The 16,898-nt window shown below is 35.5% G+C and carries 17 protein-coding genes and 1 pseudogene; 6 read left to right on the top strand and 12 right to left on the bottom strand.

Features of this window, described 5'->3' with window-relative positions:
* Positions 1 to 13: 13 nt before the first annotated feature.
* Positions 14 to 238, bottom strand: coding sequence for a hypothetical protein (locus BUA89_RS15940; RefSeq protein WP_072960391.1), 225 nt, complete (start codon positions 236 to 238; stop codon positions 14 to 16).
* A 629-nt stretch (positions 239 to 867) separates the two neighbouring features.
* On the opposite strand from BUA89_RS15940, the gene BUA89_RS15935 reads away from it, so the two are divergent.
* Positions 868 to 1,311, top strand: coding sequence for a JAB domain-containing protein (locus BUA89_RS15935; protein ID WP_072960387.1), 444 nt, complete (start codon positions 868 to 870; stop codon positions 1,309 to 1,311).
* A gap of 343 nt (positions 1,312 to 1,654) precedes the next feature.
* Entirely contained in the window at positions 1,655 to 2,911 is a 1,257-nt protein-coding gene (locus BUA89_RS15925; RefSeq protein WP_072960381.1) for an MBL fold metallo-hydrolase, read from the top strand.
* Between the two features lie 97 nt (positions 2,912 to 3,008).
* Here BUA89_RS15925 and traN read toward each other — a convergent pair whose 3' ends face one another.
* The 11 genes from traN to BUA89_RS15870 form a co-directional block, all read right to left on the bottom strand.
* Positions 3,009 to 3,908 (bottom strand): conjugative transposon protein TraN, encoded by a 900-nt coding sequence (gene traN / locus BUA89_RS15920; protein ID WP_072960376.1) that lies wholly within the window; start codon positions 3,906 to 3,908, stop codon positions 3,009 to 3,011.
* Between the two features lie 21 nt (positions 3,909 to 3,929).
* A complete protein-coding gene (gene traM / locus BUA89_RS15915) occupies positions 3,930 to 5,222 on the bottom strand; it encodes a conjugative transposon protein TraM (protein ID WP_072960372.1) in 1,293 nt (430 codons plus the stop codon).
* 286 nt (positions 5,223 to 5,508) lie between these two features.
* Positions 5,509 to 6,132 (bottom strand): conjugative transposon protein TraK, encoded by a 624-nt coding sequence (gene traK / locus BUA89_RS15910; RefSeq protein WP_072960369.1) that lies wholly within the window; start codon positions 6,130 to 6,132, stop codon positions 5,509 to 5,511.
* A 15-nt stretch (positions 6,133 to 6,147) separates the two neighbouring features.
* Positions 6,148 to 7,140, bottom strand: a complete 993-nt coding sequence (gene traJ, locus BUA89_RS15905; protein ID WP_072960872.1) for a conjugative transposon protein TraJ — start codon at positions 7,138 to 7,140, stop codon at positions 6,148 to 6,150.
* A gap of 1 nt (position 7,141) precedes the next feature.
* Positions 7,142 to 7,774, bottom strand: coding sequence for a DUF4141 domain-containing protein (locus tag BUA89_RS15900; protein WP_072960366.1), 633 nt, complete (start codon positions 7,772 to 7,774; stop codon positions 7,142 to 7,144).
* Positions 7,775 to 7,795: 21 nt separating this feature from the next.
* Positions 7,796 to 10,306: a TraG family conjugative transposon ATPase gene (locus BUA89_RS15895; RefSeq protein ID WP_072960362.1), complete on the bottom strand. Its 2,511-nt coding sequence runs from the start codon at positions 10,304 to 10,306 to the stop codon at positions 7,796 to 7,798.
* Positions 10,303 to 10,635 (bottom strand): DUF4133 domain-containing protein, encoded by a 333-nt coding sequence (locus BUA89_RS15890; RefSeq protein ID WP_072960358.1) that lies wholly within the window; start codon positions 10,633 to 10,635, stop codon positions 10,303 to 10,305. The genes BUA89_RS15895 and BUA89_RS15890 overlap by 4 nt, the downstream gene beginning before the upstream one ends.
* Before the next feature lie 11 nt (positions 10,636 to 10,646).
* Complete coding sequence (locus BUA89_RS15885; RefSeq protein ID WP_072960355.1) at positions 10,647 to 10,952, bottom strand: DUF4134 domain-containing protein; 306 nt, start codon at positions 10,950 to 10,952, stop codon at positions 10,647 to 10,649.
* A gap of 467 nt (positions 10,953 to 11,419) precedes the next feature.
* A complete protein-coding gene (locus BUA89_RS15880; protein ID WP_072960352.1) occupies positions 11,420 to 12,049 on the bottom strand; it encodes a hypothetical protein in 630 nt (209 codons plus the stop codon).
* Positions 12,050 to 12,051: 2 nt separating this feature from the next.
* Positions 12,052 to 12,480: a DUF3408 domain-containing protein gene (locus tag BUA89_RS15875; protein ID WP_072960349.1), complete on the bottom strand. Its 429-nt coding sequence runs from the start codon at positions 12,478 to 12,480 to the stop codon at positions 12,052 to 12,054.
* Between the two features lie 2 nt (positions 12,481 to 12,482).
* Positions 12,483 to 13,250 carry a ParA family protein gene (locus BUA89_RS15870; protein WP_072960346.1) on the bottom strand — a complete coding sequence of 256 codons (768 nt, stop codon included), beginning with the start codon at positions 13,248 to 13,250 and terminating at the stop codon, positions 12,483 to 12,485.
* Positions 13,251 to 13,950: 700 nt separating this feature from the next.
* On the opposite strand from BUA89_RS15870, the gene mobA reads away from it, so the two are divergent.
* The 4 genes and pseudogenes from mobA (at position 13,951) to BUA89_RS15850 (ending at position 16,635) form a co-directional block, all read left to right on the top strand.
* The gene (mobA, locus tag BUA89_RS15865) at positions 13,951 to 14,385 is read left to right on the top strand and encodes a conjugal transfer protein MobA (RefSeq protein WP_072960343.1); all 435 of its coding nucleotides are present in this window, start codon (positions 13,951 to 13,953) and stop codon (positions 14,383 to 14,385) included.
* Positions 14,386 to 14,387: 2 nt separating this feature from the next.
* Entirely contained in the window at positions 14,388 to 15,668 is a 1,281-nt protein-coding gene (gene mobB / locus BUA89_RS15860; protein WP_072960340.1) for a conjugal transfer protein MobB, read from the top strand.
* A 365-nt stretch (positions 15,669 to 16,033) separates the two neighbouring features.
* A pseudogene (locus tag BUA89_RS23325) lies at positions 16,034 to 16,126 on the top strand (Crp/Fnr family transcriptional regulator); the annotation flags it as partial.
* Positions 16,127 to 16,191: 65 nt separating this feature from the next.
* Positions 16,192 to 16,635, top strand: coding sequence for a carboxymuconolactone decarboxylase family protein (locus tag BUA89_RS15850; protein ID WP_072960337.1), 444 nt, complete (start codon positions 16,192 to 16,194; stop codon positions 16,633 to 16,635).
* The last annotated feature ends 263 nt before the right edge of the window (positions 16,636 to 16,898 follow it).

Here is a 16,898-nt window from a genome sequence, read left to right as displayed (position 1 = left end):
TGCAATATATGAATTATTTAGAAATGAATTCTTTTATTACAAGTTCTGCAATCTTATGCATAATATCGGAGATTTCCTTGACCTCCTCATCTGTTAATTTGAAACCAGAATCTAAAAGTATTTTTTTTGATTTTTCGAATGAAAGCTTTTGAATACCATTGTACCGATATAAAGATTGTGGTAATTCTTTAGTAATAGAAGTACTCTTTCTTGTCTTTATATGGTGATTTCTCTTCATAAATTTATGTGTTTATAGAGATAACGGCAGTATTCATTTTTATTCTGACTTAAATTATAATTATTGACATTGTAATAACAAAAAATTGCTTTTTATGGATATTAATGTCCATTGTTGGCCGACCTTACAATTAGCAATTTCCAAAAACCTTATGTTAACCGAAAAACGAGCGGCTTTTCTTATAGGTTTAAATTTTCAGTAAAAGGCGTGTAGAATCTAGTAGGATAAATTTCAGTTGTGCTTTTAGCCAATGCTAAATTATTATAGATAAAAATATTTTCTCAATAAACCGGTAAAAAGGCAGCTAAGGTATATAGTTCAGCCCTTGCTTAATCCAGTCAAAAGACTACGGCATAAACGATTTCCTCCCTAAAGGTACCCTCCAATTATTCCGTTTCCTTTTGACTTTTTCTATTGCCCTATAAGATTATCTGCTTTCTTTTTTCCGGTTTTTCTTTTGAAAAATATTCAGAAAAGTTCATAGAAATTTTTAAAGTAAGACCGCTAAAAGATCGAAAAGTTTTTGAGATTAATAATCTTAGAAATAAGTACTGATTGTAAAGAACGAAATTAATTAAAGCTATAAGTGCGGGAAAAATAGAGTCTCTGCCGTATTCAGAGCGACCAAGATGAAATTTGATATTGTCAATGAAATAAAATTAATTTATTCAAGAAAAGGAAATTCTGAAAGAGTTATTGCAAACTCTAAAGACGCGGTTAAAGTTTTTCGTGAACATTTTGACAGTGAACAAATGGATTATAGAGAATCTTTTTTTAGCTTATATCTCAATCAGGCCAATAAAGTGTTGGGTATTAAAAGAATTTCCGAATCAGGGATCTCTTCTACACTTGTTGATGTAAGGATTATAATGCAGACAGCGCTTTTGTGTAATGCTTCAGGAATTATTCTTGCCCATAATCATCCATCGGGAAATCTTACCCCTTCAGTGGAAGATTTAAAAATTACACGTGATATAAAAGAAGCTTCAAAATTTCTAAATATTCATTTGTTGGATCATTGTATACTGACTTCTGAGAATCATATATCTTTTGCAGAAGAAGGAAAATTGTAAATTATTCTTTTTGTAATCAAATAAACGGTAATTCCGGAATTGCTGTTTATTAAATTTTTGGCAAAAAGATAATACCTAAGTTCGTAGGAACCGTCTTTTTGCGATTTATAAGGCGCAACAACTTTCAAAATAAGATAAATTTTGATTATCATATTTTAAAAAATGTTGCAAAATGATCGTATTCTATTTCAAATAGAAAGGGTAAAATTGTCCGTAGATTTTTGATGAAGTGGTTAAAAATCGATTACAATGGATGATCAACTTTCTACTTAATTATTTTTATCATCTCATTAATTCAGGCATTATTTTTTTTAATATATTTAATGTAATAAACTAATATACTATGACTTACATGTATTCTTCTAAAAATGAGGCAACAATTTATGAAAAAGTTATTGCCAACAAAGGTTCCCATGCAATAAATAAAATTTTGATGGGAACGTACGTTAATATTACAGCAGAAGACGGTGATTGGTATCATGTAATTACTGCTGGTCCCAATGGATGGATTCATAAGAGTGATTTATCAGACAATATGGGAATAAAGGTGTTTTTTTTAGATGTAGGACAAGGAGATGGAGTATTGATTGAGGTTGGGAAATATAGAATTCTAGTTGATGCAGGCCCAGGTTCCAATATGTACAATTATCTGACAAAATATCAATACAGCTATTTATTAAAGGAAGAGAAGGAAATACATATCGACTATGTCATTATAAGTCATTTCGATATTGATCATTACAAAGGGATTACAGAAATAATTAATGATACTCAATTTACTTTTGGAGAGATCATACATCCTGGAATACTAAAATTTGCGAAAAAAGATAATGGGTATTCTACCGGCTTAGGTGACGTTATTGAGGAAGGTGGGCAGAAATATCTTCTAAATATATATGATGATTTATTAAATATCAATGAGGATAAGGACTTTAATAGAGATATCACTCCTTTTCTTAGAGCACTTAAATATGCAAATGATGAAGGGAGAGTCTCTACATCACGCAGATGTCAGAAGGGTGATTTTATACTGAATGAGAGTATTGAACAGAAGCCCTTTAGTATTGAAGTGTTAGCACCTATTACAGAGCGTATATCTAAAGGAAATGTTTTTCCTTATTGGAAAGATGACGGAATTACCATAAACGGGCATAGCCTTGTACTAAAATTTACATTTGGAAGTCGGACATTTTTACTTGGAGGAGATTTAAATACAGAATCTCAAAAATATTTGATTGCAAAGTATGAAGGGCATAATCCTTTTGAAGTGGATGTTGCTAAATCTTGTCATCACGGTTCTTCGGATTTTTCAGAAGATTTTATGGCGCTGATAAATCCATATGCAACAGTAATATCTTCCGGTGACAATGAAGGTCACAGCCATCCAAGAGCAGATGCGATCGGATGTGCAGGAAAGTACTCTAAAAGTAAGAGACCATTAGTATATTCTACTGAATTGGCACGTTCAACTGATATAAAAAAAGAAAAAATTCTTTTTGGAATGATTAATTTAAGATGTAATGGATCAGAAATATTTATGAGCCAAATGAAAGAAGTTAAAGCTAATACTGATCTTTGGGATTCATATAAAGTTAAATAATCGTTTTAAATCAAATATGAAGATTGTATGCAAAAAGATACAATCTTCATATTAATAAATGATACTGTTGAAATTGTATCGTATTACTTTTACAAGGTTATTTAAGTCTTAACTGCAAATCCTTGACAACCTTTGCCGCAATCAAATCAGAATTGTTGATCTTGATTTTTTGATGTCTACCTCCTGCCTTTTCTGTTATGTCAATCTCTAGTACCTGATCTTCTAAAAGCGTAAGCTGATCCATGAGATAAAGGAATTCACCATCGGATTGGTAGTTTACGGTAGAGTTAGGAGAATAAGTCCGGAGAGGGGACAATACTTTATCCTGAACGGCTGTCCTTTTCAGATTCTTTTTGTCGGTAATTTTGAAAGTCACAAAATCAACGTCAAAGGAAATACTGCTCTTGTTTTTAATTTGAAAAATAAAATAAAACTTTCCTTCATGTACATACAGAGATTTTAACAGAAACTGAATTCCAAAACTTTTTGAACCAATGTGCTTTACTGTTCTTTTGGGAAGTTGGTACAAGGTTTTTATCAATAGTTCAGTCAATGATGAAGATTCTCCCTTAAGTTCTTCAAAAAGGACATCTGTAGAGTATTCTTTTTCCTGATTTCGCTGTAATTTCAGAAGGTCATAATTCAGAGTGTCTGGATAAGAACTGTAAAAAACATCAAAATTGTAAAATTTACCATCCTCAGTAATGACCGAAAAGTTCGTTTCTTCCTCGAAATCTCTTACTGAGGATTTTATTCTGAGAACATTCGCTACATCTTCCGCTTTATTGGCAATCAAATTTTCGCTTCCCAGATCCACGTATCGTATGGGAGATGGAAATAATATATGTGTTGTTTTATTGTACGTAACTTCCATCTTGTACGGTTCCAGTTTGGCCTGAGAAAGCGATGCGAAACCTGAATTTTCCTGAGCTGCTAATCTGCAGATACCGAAGAGTATCAACAGAACCGAGAAAAATATATTAAGTCGTATTTTCATTAATTTTAATTTAAAGGTTAATTATTTTTTTGAAACTAAAAGCACCTGATGCCCTGCCTTAACAGTAACTTTAGGCTGTCTTACTTTCTTTTGAAAGTATCCTGAAACTCCCTGAACCAAACCTCTGGTGAGATCGGCAGCAACCTGTTGTCCTGCCGATTGGGTCATCATAATATTGGTGCCGGAATTCTGGCTCATGTTGGATGCTATATCCTTAATGGCGGTCTGTTCTGAAGAGTAGGGAATGTAAAGCCCCAACTGCCCATCATTATCATGAATATTAATCTGGACAGGGGTTATAGTGCCTTTATATTCAATGCTTGAAATTGCTAGTAACAGTCTCCCTCCCTGAAACTTTCCTGTTGCTTTTAGTACAGTACCTGAAGGAATGGTTGTCTTTCCAAGGAGCAAACCTTGTGTTAGTCGTAACGGCACCATACTTTCATTTACCAATGTCATGGTTTCATGTATTACTGCATGGATACTGCTGTTATTTTGGGATACAGTATTTTTCTGTTCATTCTGTAACCCCGCAAATCGATTATGACTGATGGATGCTGAAAACGTACTGTCTGAAGGTTCTCGATACAAACTGGATACGACGTTGCGTTTTTGAAGTTGTACTGCCGTTATTTTAACTTTGTTTTCTTCAGGCTTTGCCTCAAAGGTTTTCTTTGGTTCAGGTTCTTCCTGCTGTTTTGGCGCAGGTAGATATTTTGCAGCCATCTGATAAGACTTTTCCATCAATTCTAACTGATCATTAATTCCTACAGTACTTGGAACTGCATCCTTATGTGAAATTTCATTCTTAAGCCTGTTAATTTCCCTTTTTAATTGGGTAACCTCATGGTCGTCTTTGCTGTAAAATGAGCTTAATGTTTGTTGTGCATTACGGTAGCTGTTTAAAGCATTCTGATCTGCGTTCGTATTGTTATAAGATTCTGGAGATAGAGCGATCAGCTGATTCGAGCCGTTTGATTCACTCCAATAATCTGAGAGGCTTGTCATTGCATTTCTTTTTTCTTCATTTTTCTGCTCCAACAATTCTAGCTCATACGCCTTCTGCTTATCTGCTTGTAATTTGTCATCCGCGGCTTGTGGCACTTCAGCATTTAAACCTACCTCTTGATTAGTTGTTTTATCATCTTTTGGTTTAAAAATCAGATACAAGGATCCCATACAAGCAATGAACATTAAAAAGTAAATGATCGGCTTTTTAAATTTTTCCCACCCTGGCTTACGATCTAAAGGTTCATTTTCGTCTGAGGAATGTATACTTCCTTCAGTGATTCTGATTTGACTTGTCTCTTTCATGGGGATGTTTTATGGGGTGAATAATTAGCTGTGTTTTCAAGCGGCTGATGTTGCATCTTTATCTCCTTTGGAATGTTATTGATATGTCCAACTGAAAGAATGGTTTGACTTTTTGAATCTTTTGACCATAGATGAATAACCGTTAAAATCGTCATTATCGCATACCCTGCAAAAAATATCTTGGTCAAAGAGCGTTGTCGTTTGGTAGATAAGGATTTCCATTTCCGTTCTGCTTTTTTAACGAATTCCTCTATTTTTAATCTTATTTTTTTTCATATAACTGTTTTTATCGGTTAACAGTTTCAACATCTTTGTTCTCAATGACATTGAATTTTTCAATAGTAAACCCCTGAGGGTTGCTGTCTGACCTGACGGAATTGACCAGTTGACAATTCGTTACAAGATTTCGGATCGTTAAATTACTTGCGCGGATAATGAATTGCTTCCCATAAGTCTTTACAGCATAGGGATAGTTGTTAAAATCTGCTACTACACTGTCAATTTCAACGCGCTGTTGAATATTTCCGCTGATGATCCTGTTGTAATACCCTTTCTCAGAGAGATCCTTATAGTAATTGAATGCAGATTGGTCGGCCATATTAAAAGCTCTTTTTACATTGCTCTCAATAGCACTTTTATCAGGAGCTACTGTAAAAAAGAGTTCGTGAAAACGTCTTACATGTTCTCTGGCTTCTATAGGTCTGTTGATAGACATATCCTGGGATAGGGCAACCATCAGTGATTTACCATTGTCAAGGACATATATCTTTTGTCTTTGTTCTTCTGCAAAACTGTACGATTTGTACACAACAATGCCGACAACTCCAAAACAAAGTATGGCAAAAACAAAGGTGAACAATCTGATTTGCTTAAAACTGTTCTCTATATTTCTTAAGGTTTTAAATTCCATTTTTTTGTTTTTTGATTATTTAAGGAGTTGTCCTGAAATATTACCTGCCGCTGCGCCAGCAGTTGCACCCGCAACATTTCCTGACTTTTGTGCCATCTGGGTAACATTACGCATAAAGTTTCCGGCTCCGCCCGCCTGAATGATCCAGCCTGTAACGGTAGGCACAGTGAAATAGCCAATGATTCCAATGATCATGTAGATAATGTAGACCGTATTGGAAGTATCTGGAATAAAGTTGGGATCTGCCAGCATTTCAATATCCCTTTCTATAATAAGGGATTGAATCTTTGCCAGGATAGCACTGAACATATCAGCCACCGGTAACCATAGGTATACACTGATGTATCTGGTCAGCCATTGGGTAAGCGTAGACTGAAAACCATCCCAAACCGATATGGCAAATGCAATAGGACCAAGGATCGAAAGCACAATGAGAAAGAAAGTTCTGATTGTATCAATCACCAATGCCGCTGCCTGAAAGAGTATTTCCAGAAATTCTCTGAAACCGTCTCTGATATCTTTTTTAATGGCAAACATTTCCCTTTCAATATACATTCCCGACATTGTCACCAAATCAGAAGGTGACCATCCCAGTTCTTCCAATTTTTTGTCAAATTCTTCATCAGAAATGAGATAAGCCATTTCAGGATTTCGAAGCATAGCCTCCCTTTCCAGCAGATCTTTTTTCTGCTGGAGTTCATTAAGATCTAATACCTGACCCTCCAGCATGGAGTGGCTGCCCTGAACGACTGGACTTAATACTCCGTTGATGCTGCCTAAGACAATTGTTGAAAAGAACATAATGCAGATTCCGATGGCAAATGGTCTGAGCATAGGAAACAGATCAATCGGTTCGGCACGACTTAATGCCTGCCAAACCTTTACGGCCACATAAAATAATGCTCCCAGCCCTGCAACTCCTTTTGCAACTGCTGCCATGTCAGCACACATCGGCATCATCTCTTCATACACAGAACGAAGCACCTCATGTAAATTAGTAGGTTCCATCTTACCAGTATTTTTGATTAACGGTACCATACAGGTTGAGAACTCTCTGCGTATTGTTCTGCTTTTTGGCTCTCAGATAACTGACAGAAATATTCTTATTGGTGTAATATCTTACCAGATTGTGATAATCTTTCACCTCTTTATATACTCTGTCAATAATTTCCATTCTTTCCTTATCATTCAATGATAGATCGGTAGAAGTGACAATCTGTTTTAGTTCTTTAAGCAGTTCAGTGCTTTCGTTCAATAGTGTTGAATAACCGTTAGCGATAGCGGTCAACTCCTGAGCATTGAAATTGGGATCATTCAGCATCTTTCCGAAATTATTTACATACATTTCGGAAACGTCACCCACCAATAAAACAGTCTGCTGAACTTTACGGGCATCTTTTACTAAATTGTTTACTGCTTTCAGTTTGTCATAATATTCCTTACCCTGCTCATACACCTTTTTAACTTCATTGAAATTCTTAACTACATTCGAAACGGTCGATGAGGTCTGTACGATTTCATTAGCAGAGTTGAGTATTCCTGAAGCCAGATTAGCCGGATCAGTAACCACAAATTGTGCTTTTGCAAATGATGTTATAGCTAATACAATAACCATAACGCTTGAAATGATTAGATTTTTCATTGGTATAAAATTTTAAATGATTTAAGTTTCTTTTGTGTTCGATTTGATTCTCCTAAGGGAAATCCTCTTGATGGCATGCTCTACATTGCCATCAAGTTCAGAAGCCAATTGCATGACTTCCATTTTCTCTGTTTCTTCTGTGGTATAGGCCAGATATTCCTCTGTGGAAACTTCAGTGGCATATACTGCAGAGTGTGTTCCTCCCAATCCAATCCAGACCTCCTTATAAAGCCTTTTAGAATCATTATTCATATTGATGGAAAGAACCTGTGCTTTTTCTTTGTCTGTAAGACCCAGCATAGCCTGAATGTCATCAAACTTGTTCATGTATTTTCGCTGATCCAACAGGATCTTGCAGTCTGAATTGTTGATGATGCTCTCCTTAACAATAGGGGACTGAATGATGTCATCCACCTCCTGTGTAACCACTATGGCTTCTCCAAAGAATTTTCTTACAGTTTTGAAGAGATATTTGATATACTCAGCCATTCCTTCTTTAGCAATTGCCTTCCAGGCTTCTTCGATCAGGATCAGTTTTCTGATTCCTTTCAGTCTTCGCATTTTGTTAATGAAAACTTCCATGATGATAATGGTTACAATTGGAAAAAGGATTTTATGATCTTTGATCGCATCAATCTCGAAAACAATAAACCTCTTGGACAAAAGATCAAGCTGTTGGTCAGAATTAAGCAGGTAATCATATTCACCATCTTTATAGTAAGGTTCCAGTACATTCAGGAAGTTGGCAATATCAAAGTCTTTTTCCCTGACTTTTTTTTGCTCTAATACTTTTTGGTAATCATTTTTCACATACTCGTAAAAGCCATTAAATGAAGGGAACTGCTCATTATTTTTGATTCGGTCAATATAGCCGCTGACTGCATTTGATAAAGCAACTTCCTCGGAGCGGGTTGGCGGTTCATCATCTCTTTTCCATAGTGTGAGAATAAGTGTTTTGATGCTTTCCCTCTTTTCAATGTCAAAGATGCCGTCGTCGGTGTAGAATGGATTGAAGGCAATCGGATTGTCTTCTGTATAAGTAAAGTAAACTCCATCTTCACCCTTGGTTTTACCTTTGATCAGTTCACATAAACCCTGATAGGAATTTCCGGTATCAACTAACAGAACATGGGCTCCCTGCTCATAATACTGCCTCACCATATGGTTAGTGAAGAAAGACTTCCCACTTCCAGAAGGTCCCAAAATGAACTTATTTCGATTAGTAATAATTCCCTGCTTCATCGGAAGATCTGAAATATCCAAGTGAATAGGTTTTCCCGTCAGCCTGTCAGCCATTTTGATCCCAAACGGAGAGGGTGAATTCTGATAATTGGTTTCCTCAGTGAAAAAACACAATGCAGGTTCAATAAACGTGTAGAAGCTTTCCTCACTAGGAAAATCCCCGGCATTTCCGGGAATACCAGCCCAGTATAATGTTGCAGTATCTGATGTATTATGCCGCGGCTTACATTCCATGAGTGCCAAAGCACTTCCTGTGTCATTCTTAAGTTGCTTCAATTCATGGGGATTGTCAGACCATGACATCACATTAAAATGAGCACGGATGGATTGTAATCCAAAAGAATGCGCTTCGTTGAGGTATTTCTCAATCCATTCTTTATTGATCTGATTGGCTCTGCTGTACCTTGCCAGTGAATGCATATTTCTGGCGGATTTTTCAAACTTGTTCAGATTGTCATCACTGTTATCAATAAACAAATACTGATTGTATATATGATTACAATTGAGCAAAAGTCCGACAGGAGAAGCAAATGAAAGCAGGCAGTCACTTCGGTCGGTACTCAGTTTCTCATATCGACTGTGGGAGGAAACCGCTCCTGGAAGATCGTCCGTATCTGACAAGGTGTGCATAGTGATACGGTTGTTACCGATGCGCATTTCTTCTGCTCCTAGATTCAAATCCTGAAGAGAAGGATTGATTTCTCTGGATAAGGTCAGATATTGTTCAAGAAGACCTGAATATTTTTCAGTTCCTGTAATTTCATCAGCGGACATCTTTTCTAAGTAAATAGATCCACTGTCATTCATAATCCTTTCAAACTGATCAACCGCTTCCATGAATCTGCTGATTACTTCTTTATTCCTGATCTCTTTTGGAATCAAAACTCCTTTGCAAAGTGATGAGAAATTACTCTGCGTTCTCATCCTTTCCTTTGTAGTTTTGGTAAGAAACAGATAGCAATAATGATTCAGGAAAGGTCTTTCGTTAAAGTGCCTTTCAAAAGACTTGGACAGAAAACTTTGATCGTCATTAGATAAATCAGGACGGTAGTTTTCTTTGATAAACCAGTCCTGCTTATGAACAATACTGTAATCAGGTAAAGTCTTTATGGCTTTAAACCAAGCCGAATGGATAGCTTTATACTCAGCTGACGCTACTGTAAACAGTTCCGGAAGCCTTACCTTGAAACAAACCGTAACATCAGCGTCTTTTGAAATAATGCAGTTCTCTTCTACACCTAGCAGTGGAAATCTGCTTTCCAGCGTTGCCGCTTTGGATTGATTTCTCATGCTACAGTTTTTTTAGAGTGTATCTTGATATACCTGAAAATAGATTTTCGGCTGATGATATACTTTGGATGCTTCTTTTTTGCTCCCAATTTCATTAATCCATGTTCTCCATACTTTCTGTTGAGAGAAAAGGTCTTCCAAATGAGAAGACCAGCAGTAGTTCCTCCAAGAAGTAAGCAGATATAGGTATTGACACCAGCCATATACATGATCATGATGAATACGAGTATTCCCAATAATCCTCCTGCAAAAATGAACAGGTACTGTGCTTTCAATCCTTTGAACTCAACCGTTCTTCCTATTCCTTTGTTGATATGATAGGTATTCATCATCAATGATTTTAAAGGAAGAATGAACGTAGGATGGTAGCTGCAACTATTAAAAAGATACAGGCTCCAAACCAGCTGGCTGCGGTTTTGCTGGTATCAGGATCGCCACTGCTGAATTTGTTGTAAACCTTGACCCCGCCAATTAAGCCGACTACCGCACCAATGGCATAAATCAGTTTCGTTGCAGGATCAAAATAGGAGGTGACCATCTGCGTAGCCTCAGTGATTCCTGCAGAACCGTTTCCTTGGGCAGCTAGTGGGATGGTAAAGATTAAAACCAATGCTGAAATCAACATCTTTTTTCTTTGTTTTTCCATAATGTAAACAGTTTAGATTGTTAGCATTACCCACACACTGTGGGCTTTGGAGACAAAGGTGTAGGGAAGGAGGGTGCTTTTTAAGAATGTAGCACTTTTAGGAATTGTTTGTCCTTAAGTGGGATCCCAATCATTTAAGAAAAACGAACTGAAGAGGGGTGGAAGACAAAATATTTAATTCAATTAAAAATTTAGAGGTTTTCGTGGATATTTAATATCTACGACCTTCTTCATATTAGTGGCGAAAGTATTTTAAAGTGAAACTTGAATCTTAAAGAAAAGATCTGTAGAGCAAAAATTAAATGACATAAAAAAACCTAGCCGAAGCCAGGTAAAAACTAATAACCATGAAAACTCAAATTAAACATGAGAATCGTTTCTTTTTGAAGCAATAAAGGTGCCTAATAGTTCTAAAAAAAATATAATTATAGTTATAATATGTTAAAATTAGGTTGAAGGATAAATTGTTAAGTAAATTGTTCGATATCAAATTCGTCAAAATTGTTATTCTCTAAAAAGGAAGAATTAGAATTAATTTCAAAAGAAAGCTTTGTATCCAATAGCTCAGCTATTTTGATGGAAGCGCCTTCAACAGAATTTTCCAATAAATTGAACAATTCGGTTCCATGTATTTTTTGAATAATATCTACCGCTGTTTCCTTTTGAGCCTCTTCTAATTTTTGGTTTTTTAGAAGTGCCTCTACGGTGTTTAATTCTTCAAAGGTGACCCCTTGGGCTGAACCGTTGTCATGATCGAATATTTGATATTGACTCCATTCTTCTTCCTCTTCCTCATAATCTGGAGTACTCCTGAAAATATCATCTAATTCTTCCTGGGGAATTTGAATATCAACTTTCTTTTCGTTGATATCCTGATCAAAAGTAAGAATCTGATCTGCGTCGTTTTCGATATGAGACTTAGTGGAATGCCTTGACTCCAATTGGCTTTTTACAGATTTGGATGGTCCTATAATAACGGGGAATTGTTGATGTATTTGTGGAGGTGATTCTCTGGATGATCTTTTCTGAAGGACGATTTTGTCTTGCATCATTAATATAATAATAAGCAACAAACAAACTAAGATTAAAATTTCCATAATTAAAAAAGGGGTTTAAAATGTTCATTAAAATCTGAAGTGATAGCTGCCTCGAAAAGTTCAAAATGATGCTCTAAAATATTATCTAAATAAGCATATAAGGGAATTTCATCTTTTCCTATTACCTGAATGATTCTGGATAATCTCTCATGATATTCTTTACGAATGTAGATACTTTTGTCTCCTCGTTTTGTCATCGAATGGGTAACAAGAAATTGTTCCCCATAACTCTCTATAATCTTTGAAGCTTTTTTTAAGGTTTGAAAGGATTTACTTGTATTGCTTTTTTTGTTTTCAATGTCACTTGCTGTTGCTGAAATATCTGTTTCCGGAATCTCCAGACCTTCTTTTTTTACTCCGTCAACCATCAGGTTCATCATCTGTTCCTCATTGATATCCGGGGTGATATTTTTTTTATTGTCTTTTTCCATAACTATAGTTGAATGATTTTTAAGAATTCATTGACGAACAGATCGAGTCTGCAAGCTCTTAATAAACTTTCATCTGCTGGTAGTAATGTAGAACGAAAAACTGTTTTTGTATTTTCTTCACCCTCTTTACGAAAACGTGTCGAATTTTTTATCTGGCTTTCCATTAAATTTAATCCCAAATGATGGATCAAGTCATTATAGATCGTATACAAAGGAGTACTTTCCCTGCCATCGACCTGATTCCAAAACAAATGAATACTTTTAAGTGAGGTTTCACCCTTTTTCATAATCACGTCCTGTAAAAGCTGTGTGAAGACCAATGTACTTTCCATTACTAAGCGGTCAGCGGTGATAGGTGAGAAAATATAATGCATTCCTGCTAAAGATTTCAAGATTCCCGGTGTATTAACGGTTCCCGGAAGATCAAAAAAGATAACATCAATAGGAATATATGAGGTTTCTATGAACTTCTGTGCAGCTCCCAAAATATTCTCTGCTTTATATTGTAGAATCGGATAAGCTTTTTTGTTGATCGTGCTGAATTGCTTGTAAGCCATTTTTTTTAAATGCTGATTTTCCATGACCATTGCAAGATCACGGGTTTTCATTTTCATTAAACTGTGTTGAGGGAAGTCTGCATCAAATACTGCAACATTATAGCCCATTCTATAATGTAAAAGACTCGCTAAAAGTGTCGTAAATGTGCTTTTTCCGACTCCTCCTTTTTGTGATGAAAAAGCAATAAACAGAGGTTGATTTTTTGTGTTCATATTTTAGATATTAAGGTTTGAAATTTAATATTCAGACTGAGCTTCAGCTTTACGGTGATCATGAAATCATTCTTGCATTATGCTTGACCAACAATCAGAGCGGATGGCTTTCATACTTTCATGGTAGATCTCCATCTCGGAGTCAATCTTTTTTTATTGCAATCCTTCACGCTGGTCTGAGATCAGAAATGCAATCACTCAAAACGATCTGACTGTAATCTATCTGTAACTCTTCTATTCCAGATGGCTTGAGGTCAAGATTGCAGGATTGCAGGCAATCCGGGTTGCTTACTATCTGTTCTTCTAGATTGAAAGATTGCATTACAGAATGCCTTAACAAAGAACTTATCATTTTCTTTTGATGTTATTAACATGGATGTCTTTGACTGTGAAAGGTAGAATTTGAATATGTTGTGAATAGATCATTTGTTGTCAAATGTATTTTACTTTGTAAATCAACTGACTGTATGATAGCTTATGAGTGTATCAAATGGATTTGTATCAAGCAGATATAAAAGCTTTAAGCTTTTTAATAGGGAGGTGATAATCTGTCCTGATGACAGAATTGTTGTTCGATAGAACACAGCAAGTTGTGTTTTGAGTGCCTCATAACTGTTTTTGTGCCTCAAAACAACTTGCTCCTGCAGAGGGCTGGAAAAAACTTCCAAAGTCAGTTTTTTAATGAATTAAATTTAAATAGATGGAACAGAAAAAGAATGTAAAACAAAATAGAGGAGGAAGAAAGCCTAAGATGAACGCTAGGGTTCATCGTCATGTTTTTCGATTAACAGATGAAGAAAATGCTCAGTTACTAAACCGTTTTGAAACTTCAGGAATGAACAATAAAGCCGAATTTATTACTTCACTGATATTCAAAAATGAGATTAAAACGGTCAAAATCGATAAAGGAACTACCGATTTTTACATGAGATTGACTTCTCTCTTTAGTCAATTTCGTGCTGTTGGTGTAAATTATAATCAGGTAGTTAAGCTTTTATATAGTCGCTTTACTGAGAAGAAAGCCGCCGCATTTCTTTATAGGTTAGAAAAACAAACCGCTGAAATGGCAAGTTTGTGTGAAAAAATCATTGAGTTAACGGAAGAATTTAATCAAAATTATCTTCAAAAAAAGTAGGTATGATTGCCAAAATCGGAAGGGGAAATAGCCTGTTTGGAGCTTTAGCTTATAATCAACTGAAGGTAGAAAACGAAAATGGGAAGATTTTGTACATGAACAAAATGATTGAAACGAAGAACGGAAAATATTCTGTTTCTCAATTAGCTTCATCCTTTGAACCTTATTTGATAGCAAATAAAAATACAGAAAAAGCAACCCTACATATTTCTCTTAACCCAGATCCTAAAGACCAGGTTTCGGATGAAAAGTTTATCCAAATTGCTCGGGATTATATGGATGAAATGGGATACGGTGAGCAGCCTTATGTTGTGTTTAAACATACAGATATCAGTCGTACTCATATTCATATAGTTAGTGTTGGCGTTGATGAAGAAGGGAAAAAGATATCTGATAAATTTGAGAAAAGAAAATCAATGAAGCTTTGTCGGGAAATTGAAAAAAAATATCAACTGCTTAGTGCTAAAGATAGAGAGCTTACACAAAATGAAAAGATTTTCACTCCCGTTGATTATCGCTATGGAGATATTAAAAGGCAACTCGCTTCTGTAGTTCGAAATATTTCAAAGTATTATCAATTTCAGACAATAGGAGAGTACAATGCCCTGCTTTCATTATTTAATATTACCGCCGAAAAAGTGGAAAATTTAGAAAATGGAGTGTTGAAAGATGGACTTTTATATTTTGCTTTAAATGATAAAGGTGAGAAAGTAAGCCAACCTTTTAAAGCTTCATTATTTGGAAAAGATGCTGGATTAAAAGTTCTGAGTGCCCATTTATTACAATCAAAAGAAGCACTTAAAGCAAATCCTTTTCACGAAACATTGAAAGTTGCTTTAATTTTAGCAAAGAAAAATCAGCCCAATGAACTTGAATTTAAAAAAAAGTTACAAGAAATAGGAATTAGTACGGTAATAAGACGTAATATCACTGGACGAATTTACGGAGTTACCTTTATTGATCATCAATCTAAATCAGTTTGGAATGGCTCAAGATTGGGAAAGGAATTTTCTGCTAATGCATTTAATAAAATTTGGAATGGGGTTGATAATCCGGAGAAACAAAAGAAAAGTGAAAGGGAAAAAGTAAATAGCATTAAGGATGATGTTAAAATTTCATATTTCGAAAGACCTCATAAGTTATTTGATTTTTTAGATAGTGAATCAATTTCTGTAATAAATGGAATTGGAACTATCTTGCCGGAAAGTCAAGGTGAAAATTACGAAGAGTTAGATTTTGAAAATAGAATGAAGAAAAAGAAACTACAAAAACCAAAGAAATAGCATTTGGCGAGGAATATTAATTGGGAGTGTAGAATTCTTTATAAATGCATCTTCTATATCCTGAGATGATCTGTCCCAGTAACCGACGGCAATTCCAAAGCTGTCGTGCAATCTATGCAATATGATCGAATCCGTTTTGGGCATCATTATTTTTGTCAAGCTTAGATACCATTGTGAGATCATTCTAATCTATAAACTCTATATGGCATTCATGACCCCATTATTAATTTGAGCTTTAAAGATAAAAAATTGGTATTAGATACGCCATCATTAAACCAGGTAATCGCCTTATAGTAATACCTTATTTTATAAATAAAACATTTTTTATTCTGAAGATCCGTCAATTTTTCAAGAAGGAACGTGCATTTCTGGAAAGTGTTCCACAATATCTCATTGCTTCCTATCTGGGTTTCACACCCGAGTATCTGAGCGAAATCCGAAAAAAAATTTTTTCTTAAACCCGTTTAAGTTTTTCCGGCTCTCATTTTTCCAACTTTGTAGTAGCAAAATAAAAAAAAGAAAAATGGAAAAACGAATCAACATCAGCACGACAGAACCGCAGGCATTCAAAGCAATGTTAGGATTGGAGGGCTATCTTTCAAAAATTGATATCTCACAAACATTAAAAGAGCTAGTCAAAATCCGTGCATCACAGATCAACAACTGTGCTTACTGTATCAGCATGCACACCAAAGATGCCATTAAAAATGGGGAGACCCCTGAACGTATATTCCTGATAAGTGCGTGGAGAGAAGCAACAAAATTCTTTACAGAACAGGAGCAGACCGTCCTTGCCATGACAGAGGAAATTACCCTTATCCACCATAGCGGACTGAGCGAGGAAACTTACCGCAAGGCGTCTGAATTTTTCACAGAAAACCAGATTGCACAGATCATCATGCTTATCGTGACAATTAATGGCTGGAACAGGATTGCGTTGAGCACTCACTTGCAAATAGAAGATTAACATGCAGGCCCACTGGGAGCTGAAGAAAAAGACCAAGAAAATTTCATGGGCTCCCAAAATCAAGGCCTGGTGAAGCATATCTTAAATTAGGTTTTGAAGATCTTTTGCATTTTTCTATTGCGTTCAAAAAAATAGTTCCGAAAAACACCAGATGAGGCGGCACAACAGATTTTAAATCGAAATCAGAGAATATTCTGAAAAACTATTTGCCTATCACTTTAACAGGGTAAGCTTGTCTGTTAACTTTAAAATGTATCAAATTG

Origin of the sequence: Chryseobacterium arachidis, assembly GCF_900129245.1 — a bacterium.
Classification (GTDB): domain Bacteria; phylum Bacteroidota; class Bacteroidia; order Flavobacteriales; family Weeksellaceae; genus Chryseobacterium; species Chryseobacterium arachidis.
The sequence above is the reverse complement of the archived record's forward strand: the minus strand, read 5'-3'. Positions and strand labels throughout refer to the sequence as shown.

Coding starts and splice junctions, on each gene's coding strand:
- BUA89_RS15940 (WP_072960391.1), bottom strand. CDS start 238: ATGAAGAGAAATCACCATATAAAGACAAGAAAGAGTACTTCTATTACT.
- BUA89_RS15935 (WP_072960387.1), top strand. CDS start 868: ATGAAATTTGATATTGTCAATGAAATAAAATTAATTTATTCAAGAAAA.
- BUA89_RS15925 (WP_072960381.1), top strand. CDS start 1,655: ATGACTTACATGTATTCTTCTAAAAATGAGGCAACAATTTATGAAAAA.
- traN (WP_072960376.1), bottom strand. CDS start 3,908: ATGAAAATACGACTTAATATATTTTTCTCGGTTCTGTTGATACTCTTC.
- traM (WP_072960372.1), bottom strand. CDS start 5,222: ATGAAAGAGACAAGTCAAATCAGAATCACTGAAGGAAGTATACATTCC.
- traK (WP_072960369.1), bottom strand. CDS start 6,132: ATGGAATTTAAAACCTTAAGAAATATAGAGAACAGTTTTAAGCAAATC.
- traJ (WP_072960872.1), bottom strand. CDS start 7,140: ATGGAACCTACTAATTTACATGAGGTGCTTCGTTCTGTGTATGAAGAG.
- BUA89_RS15900 (WP_072960366.1), bottom strand. CDS start 7,774: ATGAAAAATCTAATCATTTCAAGCGTTATGGTTATTGTATTAGCTATA.
- BUA89_RS15895 (WP_072960362.1), bottom strand. CDS start 10,306: ATGAGAAATCAATCCAAAGCGGCAACGCTGGAAAGCAGATTTCCACTG.
- BUA89_RS15890 (WP_072960358.1), bottom strand. CDS start 10,635: ATGAATACCTATCATATCAACAAAGGAATAGGAAGAACGGTTGAGTTC.
- BUA89_RS15885 (WP_072960355.1), bottom strand. CDS start 10,952: ATGGAAAAACAAAGAAAAAAGATGTTGATTTCAGCATTGGTTTTAATC.
- BUA89_RS15880 (WP_072960352.1), bottom strand. CDS start 12,049: ATGGAAATTTTAATCTTAGTTTGTTTGTTGCTTATTATTATATTAATG.
- BUA89_RS15875 (WP_072960349.1), bottom strand. CDS start 12,480: ATGGAAAAAGACAATAAAAAAAATATCACCCCGGATATCAATGAGGAA.
- BUA89_RS15870 (WP_072960346.1), bottom strand. CDS start 13,250: ATGAACACAAAAAATCAACCTCTGTTTATTGCTTTTTCATCACAAAAA.
- mobA (WP_072960343.1), top strand. CDS start 13,951: ATGGAACAGAAAAAGAATGTAAAACAAAATAGAGGAGGAAGAAAGCCT.
- mobB (WP_072960340.1), top strand. CDS start 14,388: ATGATTGCCAAAATCGGAAGGGGAAATAGCCTGTTTGGAGCTTTAGCT.
- BUA89_RS15850 (WP_072960337.1), top strand. CDS start 16,192: ATGGAAAAACGAATCAACATCAGCACGACAGAACCGCAGGCATTCAAA.